Origin of the sequence: Leucobacter chromiireducens subsp. solipictus (assembly GCF_016758195.1) — a bacterium.
In the GTDB taxonomy this organism is placed as follows: Bacteria; Actinomycetota; Actinomycetes; order Actinomycetales; family Microbacteriaceae; genus Leucobacter; species Leucobacter solipictus.
The window spans coordinates 176,173-195,812 of record NZ_QYAC01000007.1 but is presented as its reverse complement, the minus strand read 5'-3'; the positions used below and the strand labels follow the sequence as shown (position 1 = coordinate 195,812).

At 69.9% G+C, this 19,640-nt stretch carries 21 protein-coding genes; 5 read left to right on the top strand and 16 right to left on the bottom strand.

What is annotated here, in order from left to right; translation table 11 throughout:
- Nucleotides 1-57: 57 nt before the first annotated feature.
- The 3 genes from D3230_RS13740 to D3230_RS13730 form a co-directional block, all read right to left on the bottom strand.
- Nucleotides 58-729 (bottom strand): SipW-dependent-type signal peptide-containing protein, encoded by a 672-nt coding sequence (locus D3230_RS13740; protein ID WP_202345607.1) that lies wholly within the window; start codon nucleotides 727-729, stop codon nucleotides 58-60.
- Nucleotides 730-880: 151 nt separating this feature from the next.
- Nucleotides 881-1,567 carry a class I SAM-dependent methyltransferase gene (locus tag D3230_RS13735; protein ID WP_202345606.1) on the bottom strand — a complete coding sequence of 229 codons (687 nt, stop codon included), beginning with the start codon at nucleotides 1,565-1,567 and terminating at the stop codon, nucleotides 881-883.
- Entirely contained in the window at nucleotides 1,564-2,517 is a 954-nt protein-coding gene (locus D3230_RS13730; protein ID WP_202345605.1) for an NAD(P)/FAD-dependent oxidoreductase, read from the bottom strand. The genes D3230_RS13735 and D3230_RS13730 overlap by 4 nt, the downstream gene beginning before the upstream one ends.
- A 65-nt stretch (nucleotides 2,518-2,582) precedes the next feature.
- Between D3230_RS13730 and D3230_RS13725 the strand changes: the two genes are divergently transcribed.
- Nucleotides 2,583-3,146, top strand: a complete 564-nt coding sequence (locus tag D3230_RS13725; RefSeq protein ID WP_202345604.1) for a helix-turn-helix domain-containing protein — start codon at nucleotides 2,583-2,585, stop codon at nucleotides 3,144-3,146.
- Between the two features lie 18 nt (nucleotides 3,147-3,164).
- Here the strand turns inward: D3230_RS13725 and D3230_RS13720 are convergent, their stop codons facing one another.
- Nucleotides 3,165-3,668, bottom strand: a complete 504-nt coding sequence (locus D3230_RS13720; protein ID WP_202345603.1) for a VOC family protein — start codon at nucleotides 3,666-3,668, stop codon at nucleotides 3,165-3,167.
- A gap of 80 nt (nucleotides 3,669-3,748) precedes the next feature.
- On the opposite strand from D3230_RS13720, the gene D3230_RS13715 reads away from it, so the two are divergent.
- Together D3230_RS13715 and D3230_RS13710 are read left to right on the top strand one after the other, a co-directional pair.
- Nucleotides 3,749-4,564: a helix-turn-helix domain-containing protein gene (locus D3230_RS13715; RefSeq protein WP_202345602.1), complete on the top strand. Its 816-nt coding sequence runs from the start codon at nucleotides 3,749-3,751 to the stop codon at nucleotides 4,562-4,564.
- Between the two features lie 53 nt (nucleotides 4,565-4,617).
- Complete coding sequence (locus tag D3230_RS13710) at nucleotides 4,618-5,313, top strand: SDR family oxidoreductase (RefSeq protein WP_420029043.1); 696 nt, start codon at nucleotides 4,618-4,620, stop codon at nucleotides 5,311-5,313.
- Nucleotides 5,314-5,474: 161 nt separating this feature from the next.
- Here the strand turns inward: D3230_RS13710 and D3230_RS13705 are convergent, their stop codons facing one another.
- The 8 genes from D3230_RS13705 to D3230_RS13670 all read right to left on the bottom strand — a co-directional run bounded on the left by D3230_RS13705 (nucleotide 5,475) and on the right by D3230_RS13670 (nucleotide 15,495).
- Nucleotides 5,475-6,914, bottom strand: a complete 1,440-nt coding sequence (locus D3230_RS13705) for a purine-cytosine permease family protein (RefSeq protein ID WP_202345600.1) — start codon at nucleotides 6,912-6,914, stop codon at nucleotides 5,475-5,477.
- Between the two features lie 11 nt (nucleotides 6,915-6,925).
- Complete coding sequence (locus D3230_RS13700; RefSeq protein ID WP_202345599.1) at nucleotides 6,926-8,605, bottom strand: amidohydrolase family protein; 1,680 nt, start codon at nucleotides 8,603-8,605, stop codon at nucleotides 6,926-6,928.
- Nucleotides 8,602-10,026 (bottom strand): purine-cytosine permease family protein, encoded by a 1,425-nt coding sequence (locus D3230_RS13695; protein ID WP_202345598.1) that lies wholly within the window; start codon nucleotides 10,024-10,026, stop codon nucleotides 8,602-8,604. Before D3230_RS13695 ends, D3230_RS13700 begins: the two co-directional genes overlap by 4 nt.
- Nucleotides 10,027-10,124: 98 nt before the next feature.
- On the bottom strand, nucleotides 10,125-11,561 hold the full coding sequence (locus tag D3230_RS13690) for an aspartate aminotransferase family protein (RefSeq protein WP_202345597.1): 1,437 nt from the start codon (nucleotides 11,559-11,561) through the stop codon (nucleotides 10,125-10,127).
- Between the two features lie 140 nt (nucleotides 11,562-11,701).
- Nucleotides 11,702-13,192 carry an aldehyde dehydrogenase family protein gene (locus D3230_RS13685; RefSeq protein ID WP_202345596.1) on the bottom strand — a complete coding sequence of 497 codons (1,491 nt, stop codon included), beginning with the start codon at nucleotides 13,190-13,192 and terminating at the stop codon, nucleotides 11,702-11,704.
- A gap of 62 nt (nucleotides 13,193-13,254) precedes the next feature.
- Nucleotides 13,255-14,397, bottom strand: a complete 1,143-nt coding sequence (locus tag D3230_RS13680; RefSeq protein ID WP_202345595.1) for a M20 family metallopeptidase — start codon at nucleotides 14,395-14,397, stop codon at nucleotides 13,255-13,257.
- Nucleotides 14,390-15,067, bottom strand: a complete 678-nt coding sequence (locus tag D3230_RS13675) for a DUF1028 domain-containing protein (protein WP_202345594.1) — start codon at nucleotides 15,065-15,067, stop codon at nucleotides 14,390-14,392. Before D3230_RS13675 ends, D3230_RS13680 begins: the two co-directional genes overlap by 8 nt.
- The gene (locus D3230_RS13670) at nucleotides 15,064-15,495 is read right to left on the bottom strand and encodes a Rid family hydrolase (protein WP_202345593.1); all 432 of its coding nucleotides are present in this window, start codon (nucleotides 15,493-15,495) and stop codon (nucleotides 15,064-15,066) included. Before D3230_RS13670 ends, D3230_RS13675 begins: the two co-directional genes overlap by 4 nt.
- Nucleotides 15,496-15,644: 149 nt before the next feature.
- Here D3230_RS13670 and D3230_RS13665 point away from each other — a divergent pair, with 149 nt between their 5' ends.
- Together D3230_RS13665 and D3230_RS13660 are read left to right on the top strand one after the other, a co-directional pair.
- The gene (locus D3230_RS13665) at nucleotides 15,645-16,607 is read left to right on the top strand and encodes a LysR family transcriptional regulator (protein WP_202345592.1); all 963 of its coding nucleotides are present in this window, start codon (nucleotides 15,645-15,647) and stop codon (nucleotides 16,605-16,607) included.
- Between the two features lie 182 nt (nucleotides 16,608-16,789).
- Entirely contained in the window at nucleotides 16,790-18,070 is a 1,281-nt protein-coding gene (locus D3230_RS13660) for a flavin-containing monooxygenase (RefSeq protein ID WP_202345591.1), read from the top strand.
- Nucleotides 18,071-18,175: 105 nt separating this feature from the next.
- Here D3230_RS13660 and D3230_RS13655 read toward each other — a convergent pair whose 3' ends face one another.
- The 4 genes from D3230_RS13655 to D3230_RS13640 all read right to left on the bottom strand — a co-directional run bounded on the left by D3230_RS13655 (nucleotide 18,176) and on the right by D3230_RS13640 (nucleotide 19,634).
- Nucleotides 18,176-18,478 (bottom strand): Dabb family protein, encoded by a 303-nt coding sequence (locus D3230_RS13655; protein ID WP_202345590.1) that lies wholly within the window; start codon nucleotides 18,476-18,478, stop codon nucleotides 18,176-18,178.
- Between the two features lie 89 nt (nucleotides 18,479-18,567).
- Complete coding sequence (locus D3230_RS13650; protein ID WP_202345589.1) at nucleotides 18,568-18,858, bottom strand: glutaredoxin family protein; 291 nt, start codon at nucleotides 18,856-18,858, stop codon at nucleotides 18,568-18,570.
- Nucleotides 18,859-18,952: 94 nt separating this feature from the next.
- Nucleotides 18,953-19,051 carry a 30S ribosomal protein bS22 gene (locus D3230_RS13645; protein WP_005504750.1) on the bottom strand — a complete coding sequence of 33 codons (99 nt, stop codon included), beginning with the start codon at nucleotides 19,049-19,051 and terminating at the stop codon, nucleotides 18,953-18,955.
- A 106-nt stretch (nucleotides 19,052-19,157) separates the two neighbouring features.
- Complete coding sequence (locus tag D3230_RS13640) at nucleotides 19,158-19,634, bottom strand: ArsR/SmtB family transcription factor (protein ID WP_202345588.1); 477 nt, start codon at nucleotides 19,632-19,634, stop codon at nucleotides 19,158-19,160.
- Nucleotides 19,635-19,640 lie beyond the last annotated feature (6 nt).

The following is a 19,640-nucleotide window of genomic DNA, read 5'->3' as shown; positions in this document are numbered from 1 at the left end:
GGCCCGACCGCTGCAGGATCCGGAGGTCACCCTCGCGGATCCGACCGCACGACCGCCCTAGTTGGAGGTGGCGGCGAACTCCCACGCGGGGGCAATGGTGCGTCCCTGGAGCGTGTCCGGCGACCCCGCGGGCAGGGTCAGCGCGAAGCAGTAGTGCTGCGTCGATCCGGCCTCCGCGCTGAGCGTTTGCTCCCCGCTCGCGACGGTACTCAGCGGCGCGTTCGTGACGATCGCGGTCCACGCGGCATCGCCCACGCCAGCGGCCGTGCACGCCGCCGGCGGTGTGGCGCCCGCGGCGGTGTAGACCGTGGCGCGAATCGCGTTCCACAGCTGGTCCCCCGCGTCCGACGCGGTGATTCCGGCCGCGGCGACGGCCCCCTGAAGCTCCACGTCGCCGGCCACGGAGTCCGTGCCGGTCCGCAACGCGACCGGCGCGTAGATCGTGTCGCTCGGCGAGAGCGTCAAGGCCCCCGCCGTGAACGTCAGCTCATCACCCGGGTTCACCTCGAAGTCGCCCCAGGCGGTCCCCACGTAGGGAACCGAGGTGTTCTGCTGCACGTTGAACGTGCTCGTTCCCACGTTCGGGTCGCCGTCCGCGCCGCCCCAGACCCACTCGGAGTCGTTCCACGACGCGAGGGTATAGGTGGCCCCGAGGCCAACGACAAGAGCACCCGCCGCGATCGCGGCAATTTTCCGGGTCCGACCTGACGGCCGCTGTGTGGTCTGCATGGTTCGTTCTCCCCCTGGTTGTTCCGCAGGGCGGATCCGTCCGACCGTCTCGGATCGTGCGGTGATGATGCCCAGTGCGGACCGACACTGCGCGGGAGCGTTCCCCCGCCGTCACTGCCGGGTGATTGGGAGAGTAACACTCAGCTGACACTCAGACAAGAGGCTCCGGAGTGGCTTCACGTCGCCGTGCCACAACAACCGAGTCGAGCAGCGTCGCGGGCGAACCGTTCGGAGCCGTCGTGACCCGTTCGCGGACGTCGGCAGCGAGCACCTCCCAGCGTGCCGGGTCCAGCGCGAGCGCCGCGAGCTCGGACTCCGGCGACGGGAAGTCCTGCGGACCGTGGCCGCGCCCGCCGGCGCCGCCGTGCTCGTGCGCGGCCCAGCTGGGCGGAGCGGCGTGCGCCACGAGCACCAGGTGCCCGCCGGGCGCCACGCGGTGTCCCGCGGCCCGCAGGATCTGCGCCCGCGGCAGCGCAACGGGAGACTGGAAGAAGCTGGCGGTGATCAGGTCATATTCGACGCTCTCCGCGCCTTGAGCCCAGTCCGCGAGATCCGCGGCGACGAAGCTCGCGGAGCCGAGCCCGTGCGCCGCGGCCGTGCGCGTCGCACGGGCAATCGCGGTCTCGGACAGGTCGACCCCGGTCGCGTCCCAGCCGCGCTGGGCGAGCCACAGCACGTCGCCGCCCTCGCCGCACCCCAGATCCAGGGACCGGCCCACCGGGAGCGACTCGACGATCGCGGCGAGGGTCGCGTTGACCCGCCCCGACCACACGCGCTCGCTCCCCGAGTATCGCTCTTCCCAGAACGCCTTCGGCGTCTCGGATCCCTGAGCACTCATGCCGCACCTCCGGCGGCGAGCGCGTCCGCAACGTCGAGTTCCACGAGGGCGTAATTCGCCGCTCCCCCGGCCTGCGCGCCCGCGCCCATCGCGATGGGGACCGTGGCCATCGGGTTCACCACGTTTCCGGCCGCCCAGATCCGGGGGTGGCTCGTGCGCCCGCCCGGGTCGACCGCGAGGAAGTTCCCCACGGGAGTGTCCGTGCGCTCGAGCGCGAGTCCCGCGAGGAAGCCGTCGTGCGGGGTGACCGCCCCCATGGTGAAGATCGCGTCGATCTCGTGCACGACCCCGTCGGCGGTGCGGATGCCGGTGACGCGGGTGCCGTCCCCGAGCACCTCCGCGACGGGGTTCTGCTCGATCACGGTGCCGCGGGCCTGGAGTGCGTGAGCGACGTCCGGCTCGAGTTCGCCGAGCGCGGCACTGAAGAGGGTCAACCGCTCGCTCCACTGCCGCACCAGTGTCGCCTGGTGCAGGGCGAGTGGTGACGCGGCGAGCACCGCGAGGCGCGAGCCGCGCACTTCCCAGCCGTGGCAGTAGGGGCAGTGCAGCACGGTGCTCCCCCAGTAGTCGGCGAGTCCCGGGATGTCGGGGAGGGTGTCGCTCGCGCCGGTCGCGACGATGAGCGCCCGGGTCTCGATGCGGCGCACCGTGCCGTCCGGATCCGGCGCGAGCTCGAGCGTCAGATCGCCGTCCCCGGTGACCGCCGCGACGGTGCCCTCGACAAACTCGACGCCGTAGGCTTCGGCCTCGGCGCGGCCGCGGGCGACCAGCTCGAGCGGGGGTGTCCCGTCGAGGCCGAGCACGTTGTGCATGTGCGCGGCGAAGCGGTTGCGGGGCGCGCCCGCGTCGATGACCAGGGTGCGGCGGAGCGAGCGGCCGAGGGCCTGGGCGGCGCTGAGCCCCGCGGCCCCGGCACCCAGTACGACCGCGTCAACGTGTGTGTCTGTCATGTTCTCATCGTGCGCAACTTGTGCGATAATCGCAATCAAGTTTGCAGAATTGGCAAGGGGGGGACGTGGACGAACTCACACACCTGGGACCGCGGCTTCGCGCCGCCCGGCAGCATCGCGGCTGGACCCTCGACGAGCTCGCGAGCCGGGCCGGGCTGTCGGCCAGCACGCTCTCCCGGCTCGAATCGGGCAAGCGCCAGGCCAGCCTCGAACTGCTCCTTCCCCTCACCCGGCAGCTCGGGATCCGCATCGACGACCTCCTCACGCCGCAGGACCCAGATCCGCGCGTGCGCCGCACCCCCGTCACCCGGGACGGGCTGACGATCGCGCCCCTCACCCGCGAGGCGTCCGAAGTGCGCGCATTCAAGATCACGTACCACCCGGACGCGCCGGAACGCCCACAGCAGGTGCACGACGGACACGAGTGGCTCTACGTTCTCTCCGGGGCGCTCCGCCTCGACCTCGGCGAGCAGACCCTCGTACTGGGCAGCGGCGAGGCCGCCGAATTCGACACCGCGATCCCGCACCGCATGCGCACCGACGGCGACACCCGCACCGAGGTGATCAGCATCTTCAACGCGGCCGGCGAGCGGCTGCACCTGCACACCGTGCCCGAGGGAGTGAACTAACTCCGCGCGTGCGGGGAACTACCCGCCCGCCGCGGCGCTCCATGCCTGCACGCGGGCGGCGCTCTCCTCCTCCGAGAGGTCCTCAACCCGGGTCATGATCGACCAGCGCACCCCGAACGGATCCCGGACGCTCGCGTAGCGGTCCCCCGAGACGAAGTTGCTGACGGGCTCGCGAAGCGTCGCCCCGGCGGCGAGCGCGCGATCCACCACCGCGTCCACATCGGGAACGTAGATCCCCATCGAGTAGCAGTCGCTCTCCCCCTCGGGTGCCGCGACCAGGTGAAAATCCGGCACCGGCTCGCCGAGCTGCAGGTGGCCCACCTCGAAGGCGAGCTCGGCATGAACCACGCGTCCGCCCATCTCGGTGACGTCCACGACGCGGGCACCGAAGATGTCGCGGTAGAACGCGATCGCGTCGTTCGCGCCCGGGATCGCGAGGAACGGCGTGAGGGAGGAGGCCCCGTTCGGGCGGCCGTGGGTCGTGTGGGCGCCGTGTGCGGCGCGATGCTCGGGAGTCGTCATGCCCCCAGCGTAAAATCGGCGTGCGGTCCGCGCTTGCAGATTCGCGCCAACCGCGGGACCCACCGGGCGAGAGGGGTGACATGGGCGAGGACCCCACGAACCGGCGCGGCGTGCTCTACCCGGAGCGGCTTCCCACCTTTCATCGGATCGCCCCGCCACCCGAACTGGCGGATCGCGTGAGGTGGTTCTGGATCCCCGAGTGGTCGCTTCCCGCGGGCGTCGAATCCCGACAGGAGATCCTGCCGTTCCCTGCGTGCAACCTCGTGGTCGAGCCCGCGGGGGTGACCATTGTCGGCCCGCCCACGCGGCGCTCCGAGCGCGTGCTGACCGGGTCCGGCTGGGCGGTCGGCGCGCTGCTGCGCCCCGCCGCGGTGCCCGCACTGCTGCCGGATCCCGCGGCCCTGCGCGACGCGGCGGCACCGGCCTCAGCAGCACTCCTGCACGCCGCGGTCACCACGGCGATGGAGGCTCGGGCGCAGACCGACGACGCGCGGCGCGCGGACGCCGTGGCCTTGGTCTCCGCCTGGCTGGCCTCCGCCGTCCCGCCGGCGGACGCCGCGGGCCGGCTGGCAAACGCGCTCGCCGATGCGCTCGCCGATCCGACGCTCACCCGAACCGACCAACTCCCCGCACGGCTCCACGCCTCGGCCCGCACGCTGCAGCGCACGGCGCAGCGATGCTTCGGGTTGTCCCTGCACTCGATGATCCGCCGCAGGCGCCTGCAGGAAGCGGCGGAGCGGCTGCGGCACGACGGCGCGGCCGGACCGGGCTCGGGGCTCGCCGCGCTGGCGACCGAGCTGGGCTACGCCGACCACGCGCACTTCGCCACGGAGTTCCGGGCCGTGCTGGGGCTCACCCCGAGCGAGTACCGCGCCCGAGTGCGGGGCGTAGGCTGAAGGGCGAGCGGCCAGGATCTCCTGCGCCGCACGCCGATCCCGAGGAGATGTCCGTGTCCGATTCCCGCCAGACTGCGCTGATCACCGGGGCCTCTGGCGGCATGGGGGCCGAGATCGCGCGGGAACTTCGCCGCACCCACCGCGTGATCCTGGTGGGCCGCAACGCCGAGCGACTGGCCGCCGTGGCCGCCGACACGGGCGGTGAGGTGTGGCAGCTCGATGTCACCGACGAGGCCGCGCTCGCGCGCCGGGTCGCGGAGCTCGATCGGCTCGACGTGATCGTGCACGCCGCCGCGATCGCGCGTTCCCTCGGGGTCGAGGCGGCGTCACCGGCCGACTGGGACGCGCACTTCGCGGTCAACGTGACCGCGCCCGCGACGCTCACGCGACTGGCGCTTCCCCTGCTGCGCGCCGCCCGCGGCACGGTCGTGTTCATCGGATCCGGCGCGGGCACGCAGCCGGCCGCGGGCAGCGCCGTCTATACCGCGAGCAAGCATGCGTTGCGCGGCCTCGCCGACGTGCTGCGCATCGACGAGGAACCGCACTTGCTCCGCGTCGCGACCGTGGCACCGGGTCAGACCGACACCGAGATGCTGCGCGGGCTGATCCCCGCGGACGCGTACCGTCCCGAGCACTACGTGCAGCCGAGCTCGGTGGCCCGCGCGGTGCGCTTCGTGGTCGACGCCCCCGCCGACGTCCAGCTCACCGACGTTGCGGTCCGCCCGCGCCGGGAGTTGCACCGCATCTAGGGACTTGCCCCTGGCTCTGCCCTGCCTTACTCCCGGCTCCCCCCTTTTCCCTCTCCCCATTCCCCGCCGAGCACGCAATTTCGCACTTTCTTCACGGGCAGCAGGTGCTAGATCGCGTGCTCGGTCGTAGTCCGGGGCGGGCGACGAACGGGGCCGGGCAGTTAGCGGGTCGGCTCGTGGGTCGTGGCGGCCTCGGCGGCGGCGTCCTCGACCTCTCGGGTGCCGCCGTTCGGGGCGAGCTTCACCCAGACCAGATAGACGATCACGGTCACGACGAAGCCGACGAGCCAGGCAATGTCCACGTTGTGCAGCGGTGCGGCCATCGGTCCCGTGTACAGGGCCGTGATCATGAACGGCACCTGCGCGAGGAACCCGATCGCGTAGCTCCCGAGCCCCACGACGTTCCATCGTCCGTACTGTCCGCCGGTGCGGTCGAACAGGTCGCCGATCGTGTAGTGCCCCTTCTTGACGACGAAGTAGTCGACGAGGTTGATTGCGGACCAGGGGATCAGCACGTAGAGCAGGAGCGAGAGGAAGTTGTCGAACGCCGTCATGAAGTCCCCCTGGCCGAGCAGGGCGACGACCGTGGCGACGACCCCGCACACCACCGTGGTCCACACGCGCGTGCCGGAGGTAATGATGACGTTCCGGAAGCTCGATTGGATTCCGGTCAGCGCGTTCATCACGGCCGAGTACAGTTCCACGCCGTTGATGAGCGCGGAGGTGACCGCGAACACGAGCAGCACGACGAGGCCGAGCCCGCCCAGGTGATCGCTCAGCGCGGCAAGCGGATTGTCGGGGTTCGCGGCCCCGAGGAGCACGCCGAGCGTCATCACGAACACCGAGCTCAGCACGAGCCCCAGGTAGGTGCTCCAGAAGGCGGTCTTCGGGCCCGTCTGCTTCGGAAGGTACCGCGTGTAGTCCGACACGTAGGGCGCGTAGGCGAGCTGCCACACCACCCCGATCGCGAGCACCGCGAAGAACCCCTCCAGGGTGAACTCCGCGTCGGTGCGGGAAGCGGTCACCTCGGGCTGCAGCCAGAGCATCACCATGGACACCGTCACGGCGACCGCGATGAGGATCGAGATGTACACCATCGTCTTGCGCAGCAAATCGAAGCCGAACACGCACAGCACGATGCCGACGGCCGCGAACCCGATGATTGCGACCGAGCCGTTCACGCTCGGGAACACGGCGAGCAGCGCGTCCTTCGCAACGATCAGGATGCCGACGAAGAAGCCCATGAACATGATGAAGGCGATCAGCGCGAAGAGACCGCCGCCGAGATACCCGAACTGGGCACGGGCCTGGAGCATCTGCGGGATCCCGAGGTGCGGACCCTGCGATGCGTGCAGGGCCGAGCCGAAGGCCCCGATCACGTTGCCGATCAAGAGCGCGGCGATGCTCCACCCGATGGGCAGCGAGTAGGCGCCCGTCGCGACGGCCCCCGTGACCACGGTGAGGGGCATCATGTTGAGCCCCACCCAGATGGCGAAGATCGACCTGCTCGTGCCCGTTCGCTCGGTCTCGGGGATGGGCAGAATGTGTTGTTGCTCGAATCGCACGAATGTCTTCGTGACGACGGGTGGTTCCTGAGTCATGGTTCTCCTTGTCACGCCCGAGCTGACGGTGAGGCCAGCTCGGGATCGCGGTCGTCCGTGGTGGGTGCGGCGTACACCGTGGTGCCGCCGAGGATGGTGCGGGCAACGCGCACGCGGTCGAAATCGCCAGCGGCCCCGACCGGCCCGCTCAGGAGCACGAGGTCGGCGAGCGCGCCGACCGCGATGCGCCCGAGCTGGTCCGCGACGCCCGAGATCTCCGCGGAGCCCAGCGTGTACGCGCGGATCGCCACCTCCGGGCTGAGCTGTTCATCCGGCAGCGCGGGGACCCGGGATTCCGCGTTCAGTGCGTGCACATCGGCCGCGGGCGCGGTTCGGGTGCACGCGGTGTGCAGCCCCCATAGCGGATCCGGACTCGTCACCGGCCAGTCGCTTCCCATCGCGAGGTGGGCCCCCGCGCGGTGCAGGGACCCGAACGGAAAGTGGAACTGCGCCCGCTCTGCGCCCAGCAGCGGGAGCTTCCGCTCGAGGATCTCCTGGTCGTTGCGCGCCCACAGTGGCTGCAGGTTCGCGGTGACGCCGAGCTCCGCGAACCGCGGGATGTCCGCGGGATCGACGAGGTCCAGGTGCGCGATCTGGTGCCGCACCCCTGTGCCTCCCGCCCGGGCCGCCGCGACCGCGTCGAGGCACTCGCGCACCGCGCGGTCCCCGACGCCATGGAAGTGGACGCTGAGCCCCGCCGCATCCAGGTGGCACACGATCTCGGCGAGATCCTCGGGCGAGATCACCGAATCGCCGCGCACCGCGGGCGACACTCCCCGGTAGGGGTCGATGAGCGCCGCCGTGCAGTTCTCGCAGATCCCGTCCTGCATGATCTTGACGCTCGACACCGCGAACCCCGCGCCGCGCGCCGCATCGATCCGCCCGAGCATCTCGGGCAGGTACGCGGGCCCGGCCGTCGGCGGCCACCACATCGACCCGGTCACGCGGGCCCGCAGGCTCCCGTCCGCACGGGTCTCGAGATACGTCGGCAAGCTATCCGGCAGGGTGAGGTAGTCGCCCAGGATCGCGTCGTGCCAGCTCGTGATCCCAAGGGAGAAGAGCCGCTCCTGCGCGGCACGCAGCGCCCGCCGCTGTTCGGCGGCACCGCGCGGTGGTGCGAGCCGCGTGACGAGTTCCCCGGCGGTGTCGAGCAGCATGCCGGTCGCAACACCGTCGGCGTTCCGCACGATCCGGCCGGCCGGCGGATCAGGCGTGTCATCCGTGATCCCCGCGAGTTCCAGCGCCCGAGTATTCACCCAAACGCCGTGGGCGTCGTGGCTGGTGAGCACCGCGGGGCGGTCCGGCACCCACTCGTCGAGGAGCTCCCGCGTGGGGAGCCCGCCGGGGAACACGTCCCCAAACCAGCCGGCACCGATCACCCAGGGCTCGCCGAGCGCGGCGGCGTCCCTGATGAGTCGGCCGTAGCCGTCGAGCGAGTGCTCGGTTTCCAGGTCGCAGCCGAGCAGCGCGAGCCCGCCGGCGAGCGCGTGAATGTGCGCGTCGTGAAATCCCGGGAGCAGCGCCGCACCCGCCGCATCGATCCGCTCGGTCTGTGGCGCGGCGAGGGCGCCGATCGCGCGGTCGCTGCCCACCGCCACAATCCGACCATCCCGCACCGCGACGGCCGTGTCCGCGCTGAGCGCCGGGGCCCACAGCTGGGCACCGGTGACGACCAGATCCGGCGCGCTCACGCGGCCACCCGCTCCCGCGCCGCGGTGCGGAGTTCCGCCGCCGCGCCGCCACGCCGCCACAGGTAGTAGAGCGCGCCCGGGACGATGAAGCCGAAGATCCAGGCCACGTCCACGAAGCCCAACGGCTCGGCGAGCGGCCCGGTGTACAGGCTGGTCACCATGAATGGGATCTGCACGAGGATGCCGATCAGATAGCTCACGAGGCCCGCCGAGTCCCAGCGCCCATAGCGACCGCCATCGCGCCGGAACATGTCGTCAACGGCGTAGTGGCCCTTGCGGAGCACAAAGTAGTCGACGAGATTGATCGCGGACCACGGGATCAGCACGTAGAGCAGCAGCGTGACGAAGTCCCCAAAGATCAGCAGGAAGCTGTCCTTGCCGAGGAGCGCGCCCAGCATGGCGATCACCGCATACGCCACCGTCATCAGGATGCGCTTCGCGGTATCGATCCGGATCTTCGCGGAGATCGTTTCGAGCACGGTGAGCGAGGACATCACCCCGGAGTAAATGTTCGAGGAGTTCATGACCGCGGAGGCGATCCCGAACGCACAAAGCACGACCGGGCCAAAGCCGCCGAGGAGGCGGCCGAGCGCGGCCATCGTGTCCCCGTCCGCGGTGGTCAGTCCGACGAGCGCGCCGAGCAGCATGACGAGCACGGTGCCCAGGACCAGGCCCAAGTAGGTGGCCCAGAACGCCTGCTTGGCCCCGCCCTCGCGCGGCATGTACCGCGAGTAGTCGGAGACGTACGGGGCGTACGCGAGCTGCCAGGTGACGCCGATCGCGAGCATGCCGAAGAACCCGGCGGTGTTGTATCCGAGGTCCGCGTGCGGCACGAACGTCGCGGGGTTCGCGACCGCGATGATGATCGACACGACCACGAGCAGCCCAATGACCACCGAGAACACGGCCATGAGTTTGCGGACGAGGTCGTAGCCGAAGATCGCGACCACCAGCGCGATCCCGGCGCACACGATGATGCCGATGTTGATGTTGTCGCTCTGGAATACCGCGGCGAAGCTCTGCGCGGCCACCACGAGGTTGGAGGCAAAGAAGCCGAGGAACATGATCACCGCGATGAGCGCGAGCAGGCTGCCACCGAAGTAGCCGAACTGCCCGCGCGCCTGCAGCATCTGGGGGATCCCCAGCTGCGGCCCCTGAGAGGCGTGCAACGCGGCTCCCAGACCGCCGACGACGTTGCCGATGACCACGGCGGCGATGGTCCACCCGAGCGAGAGCCCGAACACGGTGGGCCCGAGGGCACCCGTGACGATGGTGAGCGGGAGCATGTTGATCCCGAGCCACACGAAGAAGAGCCCGCGCGTCGTCCCGTGACGTTCGTCGTCGGGGATCGGCCGGATGTGCCGCCGTTCGAAGGTGATGATCTTGGTCGTGGACGTCGTCAGCCGTGGATATTCGCTCATGGGGGATCCCTATTTCGCCGTTGAAGTTGGGTAAAAATGGCGCGACGAATCGCGCCACCCCGGGGACCCGACGCAGGGTCCCCGGGGGTCACTCGGAATTACAGCCCGGCGCTCGCCGTCGCGGCGGTAAACGCCTGGTCCAGGAGCCCGGCGAGCTCATCGATATCCGCACGAGTCATGACGAGCGGGGGCGACACCTGCACGAGCGGGTTCCCCTCGGCGTCAATCGCGACCCGGCAGAGCAGCCCGGCCTCGGCAAGCGCCGGATTCAGGTGGCCGCCGACGAAGTCGCCCGCGTTCAGCGGCGTCTCGGCCCAGCGCTTCGCAGCGTGGTCCGTGACGAGCTCGAAGCTGCGGTGGAAGCCGTCGCCGCGCAGGTCACCGACGATCGCCGCGTGCCGGGACGCGACCTCCGCGAGTTTCTCCCCCAGGTACGGGCTCAGCTCGGCGACGTTCTCCACGACGCCTTCGCGCTCCATGATCTCGAGGTTCTTCAGTGCCGCGGCGCAGGCGACCGGGTGGCCGCCGTAGGTGAGCGCGTGGTTGAACATGCCGAGCGGTCCGTCGAGCACCGTCTCGATGATCCGGTCGCTCGCGATCACGCCGCCCAGCGGCATGTAGGCGGAGGCGATGCCCTTCGCGAAGGTCATCATGTCGGGCTGGAATCCGTAGTGGGTCGAACCGAACCAGGAGCCGAGGCGGCCATAACCGGTGATGACCTCGTCCGCGATCAGCAGGATGCCGTACGTGTCGCACAGCGCCCGCACGCCCGGGAAGTAGTCCGGCGTGGGCGGGGTGAGGCTGCCGCCCGCGTTCTGCAGTGGCTCCATGATGATCGCCGCGATGGTGTCGGCACCCTCCTGCACGATGAGCGATTCCAGCTCGGCCAGGAGGAATGCCGTGGTCTGCTCGGCGGTCTCGCCCTCGGGACGGCGGTAGCGCTTCGTGTTGTGCGTGTGGCGCACCCCGTGCATGAGGGGCTCGAACATCTTGCGCACGTCCGTCATTCCGTTCAGCGACATCGCGCCGAAGCTGGTGCCGTGGTAGGCGACGCGGCGGGCGATGAACTTGGTGCGCGTCCCCTCACCCCGGGTGATGTGGTACTGCCGCGCAAGCTTGATTGCGGCCTCGTTCGACTCGCCGCCGCCCGAGGCGAAGAACACGCGGTTCAGGTCGCCGGGCGCGAGCTCCGCGATCTTCTGGGCGAGCAGCGCGGCGGGCGGGTGCGCCACGCTCCACGTGGTCTGGAACGGGAGCGCCGCCAGCTGATCGCGCACGGCGTCGCCGACCTCGGCCCCGTGCGTGTAGCCCAGCTGCACGCAGAACAGTCCCGCGAGGCCGTCGAAGAAGCGTCGGCCGCTCTCGTCGAACACGGAGCAGTGCTCGCCGCGCACGAACACCGGGAGCTCGTCGTCGCGGTACTTGCTCGCCGGGGTGAAGTTCATCACCAGGTGGCGCTTCGCGATCTCGGCGAGCCCGCTCGGGGTGTTCGTGAGCTGCGCGCTCACGTCGGAGAATTCCTGCTGCATGGTCATGTCGGGTTCCTCTCAGTCGGCATTGACCGGACGGGTCGCGGGTCCTGCACCCATCGTCACACCGCGTCATTCATCAGTAAAATAGTTATTTTCGGATCACTGCATCGTGGTTTGAGATGCAGTTCGGCGGATATCTCCGCCTACCCCCACTGCATCCACGTCGTCTTGTAGTCCGTGTAGTTCTCGAGCGCGTGCACCGAGAGATCCCGGCCAAACCCGGACTGCTTGAAGCCGCCGAACGGCGTGGTGAAGCCGAGGGCGTCCACCGTGTTCACGGACACCGTGCCGGCGACCAGGCGCTCCGAGACGCGGTGCGCCCGGGCCAGGCTGCCCGTCCAGAGCGATGCGGCGAGGCCGAAGGGGGTCTCGTTCGCCCGCGCGATCGCTTCCTCCTCGGTGTCGAACGGGGTGACGACGGCCACCGGCCCGAAGATCTCGCGCGTGTGCACCTCGTGGTCTGCGGGCACGTCCGTCACGATGGTCGGCTCGATGAAGGCGCGGGATCCGGCGATCTCCGGCCGGGTGCCACCGGCGACGATCGTGCCGTCCCGGCGGGCGTTCTCGATGGTCGCCCACACGGTGTCCGCGTGCGCCTCGGACACGAGCGAGCCGATCCCGCTGGCCGGGTCGAGCGGATCCCCGGGCGCGTAGGCCCGGGCGGCCTCGGCGTACAGCCGCAGGAAGTCGTCATACACCGCGCGCTCCACAAAGATGCGGGAGTTCGCCGAACACACTTCACCCTGGTTGTAGAAGCTGCCAAACGCGGCCTTCTGCGCCGCGAGCGCCAGGTCGTCGCAGTCCGCGAAGATCAGGTTCGAGCTCTTGCCGCCGGCCTCGAGGGCGAGCCGCTTCATGTTCGATTGCCCCGCGTATTGCTGCAGCTGTTTGGCGACCTCGGTGGACCCCGTGAAGGCGAGCATATCGACGTCCTCGTGCAGGGCAAGCGCCGCCCCCACGACCGAGCCGCGTCCGGGGACCACGTTGACGATGCCCGCGGGGATCCCCGCTTCGAGGGCCAGCTCGGCCAACAACAGCGTCGAGTGTGAGGCCTCCACCGGCGGCTTCACGACGACGGCGTTGCCCGCGGCGAGCGCGGGGGCAAGCTTCCACGTCGCGATTTCGAGCGGATAGTTCCAGGCCACGATCACGGCGACCACGCCGAGCGCCTCGCGCGTCACGAGCGCGGTGGAACCCGGGGGCGTGACCGGGATCAGGTGCTCCTGCTTCTCCACGGCTTCCCCGTAGAAGCGATACAGCGCCGCGGATCCGGGCGCATCGATCGTCGAGGACTCGCGGATCGGCTTGCCCATGTCGAGGGTGTCGTAGAGCGCGAACTCGTCGGCGCGTTCCTCGATGAGGCGGGCGAGTTCCAGCAGGCGTTCGCGGCGGAAACCTGCACCGGCCCGCGACCACTCCCCGGACTCGTAGGCGGCACGGGCGGCGGCGACGGCGGCGTCCACCTCGGCCCCGCCGCACTCGTGGATGTGGGAGATCACCTCGCCGGTGGCGGGGTTCGTCTTCGCGATGGTCTTCCCCGAGCTCGCGGCGACGCGGGTGCCCCCGATGACGGCGCGGCCGTCGAACTCGAGGGCCGCCGCAGCGGCCTGCCACTCGGCATGGGTACGGGTCATGTCGTTCTCGTTTCTCCGTGGGTGTGCTCGCGCCGCGTGGGGCGCCGGGATTCAGTGGTGGATCAGATGCGGTTCCGTGCCACGTCGAGCGCGGTCCAGGCGAGCGCGACGGCCCCGTCGCGCAGCGCCTGCTCGGCCCCCGGGCCCACGCAGGCCGCGGCAAAGGCGGGCTGGTGATTGCTCGCCTCGCCACCCACTCCGATGTAGGGGTGGATCGCGTTCACGAGCTGGGACACGTTGCCCATGTCGGTCGAGGCGCGGTTCATGGTGGCGGCGGCCGGATCGACGTCGAAGTTTCGGCCGAGCGCGGTCGCGTTCTCGCGGTACCGGTCGAGCGCGGCCTCGTCGGTGCGCATCTCGGCGTAGCGCTCGCTCTCCGGCGTGATGGTGAGGCGCGCGCCCGTGGCGAGCGCGCCGGCCTCGAAGCACGCACGCACCCGCGCTTCGAGAGCGAGGAGCTGCTCGGTCGTCTCGGCGCGGACGTACCAGCGCCCCTCTGTGCGCTCCGGGATCGCGTTGGGCGCTTCGCCGCCACGGGTTTGTACGCCGTGCACGCGCACCGTCGCGGGCAGCTGCTGCCGGAGCAAACCGAGCGCCACCTGCGCGATGAGGAACGCGTCGTTCGCGTTGGTCCCGCGCTCCGGGTACGCGGCGGCGTGCGCGGCGCGGCCGTCGTACTGGACGTGCCAGTGGGTCACCGCGAAGGGCCGGGCCTCGGCCACGTCGACGGGGGCGGGGTGCGCCATCAGTGCGAAGTCGAGGTTCGTGAACGCGCCGCGGTCGAGCAGCGCGATCTTGCCGCCGCCACCCTCCTCGGCGGGGGTGCCGATCACCTCCACCGCGATCCCGACCTCGTCGGCCGCGGCCGCGAGCGCGAGCGCCGCACCGACGGACATCGCCGAGATGAGATTGTGGCCGCAGGCGTGCCCGAGGCCGGGGAGCGCGTCGTACTCCGCGAGCAAGCCGACCGTGAAACGGGTCGCGGATGCCGGATCGCGCACCGCGCGGAAGGCGGTCTCGAGGCCCAGGTAGGGCTGCTCCACGTCGAAGCCGTGCGCGGCGAGGACCGCGGCGACCGCGGCGGCGGAGCGGTGCTCCTGCCAACCCGTCTCGGGGTGCTCGTGGAGATCGTTCGAGAGCGCGATCAGTTCGGCGTCGACCTCCCGGGCGCGCGCCGCAACGCGCGACTTCAGCGGGTCATTCATCTCCGGGTACCCCGTACGAGGGGGCGGCCGCGGGGTTCAGCCCGCGGTGGGTGTAGTCATCGCGCTGCGGCAGCCACTCCGCGAGCACGCGCCCGAGCTCCCCGATCGGGTCCTCGGACCAGTCGACGCGGAGGTCGGTGATCCGCCAGCCGGCGGATCCCACGACCGCCAGCCCTGCGGAGTGCACGGGGCCGGCTTCCCCGCCCGCCGCGACCGCGGCCTGAAGCGCGGCGAGGAGGCGTTCTTCGATCCGGCCGGGGGCGGACAGCGCCGTGTCCACGAGCGCGTCGAGCACGTCGAGACTCGCGAGCATGTTGCCGCCCGCGACCGCGTTCTCGCGGCTGGCCGCACCAAAGATCCCGAGCGCGCGGTCCCCGGAGTACACGGCGGCGCGGCCTGCCGCATCGAGCACCAGCAGTTGGCGGTAGCCGATCGTCGCGGGATCCTGCGTCGCAACGACCCGGTCGACGGCCTGCTGCGCGGTGGCACCGGCACCGAGCTCGGCGAGGAGCGCGGGGCCGAGGCGCGGGTCGGTCACGTTCTGGGAGTGCGCGCCGCCGACCCCGTCGGCGAGGTTCACGCAGCGCGCGGCAACCGCGGGCGAAGAGGAGGAGATCGCGGATCCGAATTCCCCCGTTACGGGGTCGCGGAGGATCAGTGAAAAAGTCACGCCCGGCCCCCATCGCTGAGCACCGCGGTGGCGTCGATCTCGACGAGCCACTCGGGGCGTGCGAGCGCCTGGACCACGATGCCGGTGGACACCGGGTAGACGCCCTTCAGCCACTTCCCGACCGTGCGGTAGACGTCCTCGCGGTAGCGCGGGTCGATGATGTAGATCGTCACCTTCACGATGTCGGCCAGGCTACTGCCCGCCTCCTCCAGCAGCATGGCGATGTTCCGCATGGCCTGCTCGGTCTGCGCGGTCACGTCCCCGATGCCGACCGATTCGCGGGTGTCGAGGTCTTGCCCGATCTGTCCGGGGAGGTAGACCACCCCGCCCGCCACCACGGCCTGGCACAGGTCGTTGTCGAGGTTCTGCTCCGGGTAGGTCTCGCGGGTGTTGAACTTCCGCAGGCGCAGGTGCGTCGTTTCCGTCACGGTGTCTCCTCGTTGAGTTGCGGGATGAACGGGGTCCTGAGCACCATTCTCAACACTGAAATTGCATCTGTAAAATACTCAAAACGAAGCTAGGCTATCGATAATTCAGATGCACACAGCCGTGCCCCCACCGCCGGAGGATCCCCCGCATGAGCCACCGTTTTGCCATCACGCTCACCCAGCTCAGCTATTTCGCGGAGTGCGCGAAGACGCTGAACATGACCGCGGCGAGCCAGCAGCTCCACGTTGCCCAGTCCGCGGTCTCCACGGCGATCTCGCACCTCGAGCGCTCCCTCGGCACCGCGCTGTTCATTCGCCAGCACTCGAAGGGCCTGATCCTGACGGCATCCGGCGAAGAGCTGCTGCGCGACACCCACCGCCTGTTCGGCCTCCTCACCGACACCATCGAAAACATCCAGGCCGAGCAGAACGAGGTCCGCGGGGCGATCACGATCGCCTGCTTCCACACGCTGACCCCGTTCCTGCTCCCCCAGCTCCTGGCGCTGCTGCAGGAGCGCTATCCCGAGCTCACCGTCGACGTGCTTGAAGGCGATCACGAGGAGAACCTCGCGGCCCTGCGCGGGGGCCGGGCCGAGGTCGTCGTCGGTTACGACCTCACCTCGCCCGACGGGATCGACCACGAGTTCATCGCGGAGGTCTCGCCACACGTCATCCTCGACACCGCGCACCCGCTCGCCGGGCGCGCGGAAGTGGCCCTCGCAGAGCTCGCGAACGATCCGCTCGTCCTGCTCGATCTCCCCGACAGCAGCACGTACTTCCTGCAGCTGTTCAGTGACGTCGGCGTCACCCCGAACATCAAGTACCGCACCAAGAACTACGAGGCGGTGCGCTCCCTGGTCGCGATGGGCTGCGGCTTCGCGATCCTGAACCAGCGCCCCCGCATCGAGGAGACGTACACCGGGAGCAAGACGGTGGTGGTCGATATCAGCGATGACGTGCGCCGGCTCAACGTCACGGTGGCCTCGCTGGCGCAGGTCGAGCGCACCGCGCGCTCACGTGCGGTGGCCGCCGCCGTGCGCGAGCTGGTCACCGGCGAGGTGCCCGCGCCAGCCAAGGTCACGGACATGCCTTTTTCCGATCCTGCAGGTTAGCTGCATCATTGAAACCGATGCAGTGCTCCGCGAATGTGTATTGGCATCCCGCTCGAACCCTGGGGTTTGCTGGTGCATATCCGGGCCGCACCTTCCGCGCCCCGGCCGGATCCCGGCCCCGAGTGCACTGCTGCCCCGCGCCGGCGATCCGCATCGACCCCAATTCGAGCGGAGAACGAATCATGCCGACCACAGCACCCGAGGTCACCGAAGTCCTCGTCGTCGGCGCCGGGCAAGCCGGCGTCGCCATGAGCGAGCACCTGAGCGCGCAGGGCGTGGCCCACATCGTCGTTGAGCGGCATCGAATCGCGGAGCGGTGGCGCTCCGAACGGTGGGACTCCCTGGTCGCGAACGGTCCCGCCTGGCACGACCGCTTCCCCGGCCTCGAATTCGACGACCTCGATCAGGACGCGTTCGCCCCGAAGGAGCGGGTCGCCGCGTACTTCGAAACGTACGCGCGCATGATCGACGCCCCGATCCGCTGCGGCGTCGAGGTCCAGTCCGTGCAGAAACTGCCCCACGCGGCAGGCTTCCAGGTGCAGACCTCCGACGGCTCGATCCGGGCGCGCTACATCGTGGCGGCCACGGGCGCGTTCCAGGTCCCCGCGATCCCGCCCATCGTGCCCGAGCGCGCCGGCCTGACGCAGCTGCACTCCGCCAGCTACCGCAACCCGCAGCAGCTCCCGGACGGGGGCGTGCTCGTCGTCGGGGCTGGCTCCTCCGGGGTGCAGATCGCAAACGAACTCCGTCAGGCGGGTCGCCAGGTCACCCTGGCCGTCGGGCCGCACGATCGCCCGCCGCAGCGCTACCGCAACCGCAGTTTCGTGTGGTGGCTCGGGGTGCTGGGCAAGTGGGATGCGGCCACGCCCGCGGAGGGCGCGGAACACGTCACGATCGCCGTCAGCGGGGCGGATGGCGGGCGCACCATCGACTTCCGCAATCTCGCCGCCGACGGGATCACACTCGTGGGCCGCGCGAACGCGTACGAGGACGGCGTGATGCGCTTCGGCACCGACCTCGCCACGAACATTCGCGGTGGCGACGAAAACTACCTGGCGCTGCTCGACGAGGCCGACGCCTACATCGAGCGCATGGGCCTCGACCTCCCCGAGGAACCGACGGCCCGCGAGCTGGGCCCGGATCCGGCGTGCGTCACCGACCCGATCCTCGAGCTGGACCTCGCCGCGGCCGGCATCACCTCGATCGTGTGGGCCACCGGATTCCGCGCCGACTACAGCTGGCTCCAGGTCGACGCATTCGACGAGCTCGGCCGACCGGTGCATCAGCGTGGCGTATCCCGCGAGCCGGGCGTGTACTTCCTCGGACTCCCCTGGCAGTCGCGCCGCGGCTCGAGCTTCATCTGGGGCGTGTGGCACGACGCGAAGTACCTCGCGGACCAGATCGCGATCCAGCAGAGCTATCGCGCCTACGCCCCGAGCGCCGAGCTGCTCGCGCGGGCCTAGCTCTCACCCGCGCCCCCGAGCCCGCCACCCGGCCGAGCACGCATTTTGGCACCTTCCCACGACGGGAAAGGTGCCAAAATGCGTGCTCGCCGCGATGGGTCGGGGCTAGAGCGTGAAGTCTGTGGCGACGCGGGCCACGGCGTACTGCTTCACCACCGCACCCGCCGCAACATGGTCGGGGTGCGTCGCGTAGACCGCGAGGCCCTCGGCGTCGTCGAAGTCCGCGACGAGCGTCAGATCGTAGTTGTCGCCGTCGAACAGTTCGTTCCGGTGCACGTCGAGCGCGCGCAGCGTCGGGACGAGCTCGCGCAGCGGCAGGAGGGCGGCGGTGATCTCCGCGGCCTGGGCGTCGCGCTCCGCGCGCGATTCGCCGCCGAGCTTCCAGGAAACAATGTGGCGCAGGGTCATGAGCAGCCTTTCGAGTCACGCAAACGGTGGGGGGGTTCCGGCGAGAACGGGGATTCCGGCGAGAACGGCAGTCGCGGCCGGAACGAGGGTTACGGCAGCAGCCGCCCGAGCGGGCCGCGGGCCGCCTTCTGGATCGCGGGAGCGAGGCGCGCGGGATCCACGCGCCAAATCGCGTGGCGTTTGCCGTTGATCTGGAGCACCGGAATACTCTCCGCATGGACGCGCGCGAGCGCGGGATCCTGCAGAATGTCGAGCTCCTCGAGTTCCGTCTCGACACCCTCCGCCGCGACCTCCGCGCGGACGCGCTCCACGACGTCGCGCGCCTCGTCACACAGGTGACAGCCGGGCTTACCGATCAGCGTCAACCGCACTGCTCGCATGGGGTTCCCCTCCGCACGTACCGCATCCCAGAAAACACAATGGCGCCGGACCTACGGCCCGACGCCAGCATCCGTCGCGCCCGAGGCGCGTCGACTACTTCTTATTGCGACGCTGGTGACGCGTCTTCCGAAGCAGCTTGCGGTGCTTCTTCTTGGACATACGCTTACGGCGCTTCTTAATAACAGAACCCACGGTCACCTCACAACGTCTCTCGGGCCGCCGGATTCGTGGCCCACAAAACAGTAATCCTACTCGGTGCGAGGCCGCAGCGCGAACCGAATCGGCAGATTCCTCGATATCACTCGCGCAGACGGAACCGAGCGACGAGCTCCTTCACCCGATTCTCGGCGCGTGCGGCAGCACGACCCATGCGCTCCGCGGCGGCCGCGGCCTCCTCCGGGAGCACCTCTTCGTCGAGGTTCGCGAACGCATCCTGATCCCCCGGGCCCGGGATTCGCTCGCCCGACTCCGACAGATATTCGACCGTCACCTCGGTATCGAACCCCGCCGAAAGGAACGGGATGATGAAGTCCTCGATCATCTCGAGCGGCTCGGCGTTCAGGGAGTAGTAGCGGTGCTGCCCCTCCTCGCGGACCGTCACAAGCTCGGCCTCGCGCAGCACCTTCAGGTGCTTCGAGACGGTCGGCTGGCTGATCTCGAGCTGCCCGACGATCTCGGACACGCTGATCTCGGCGTCGCGCTGCACCCGCTCGAGCAGGACCTGCAGGATGTCGCGCCGGGTCGCGTCGGCAATAACCCCGAAGATATCTGGCATAGCCCC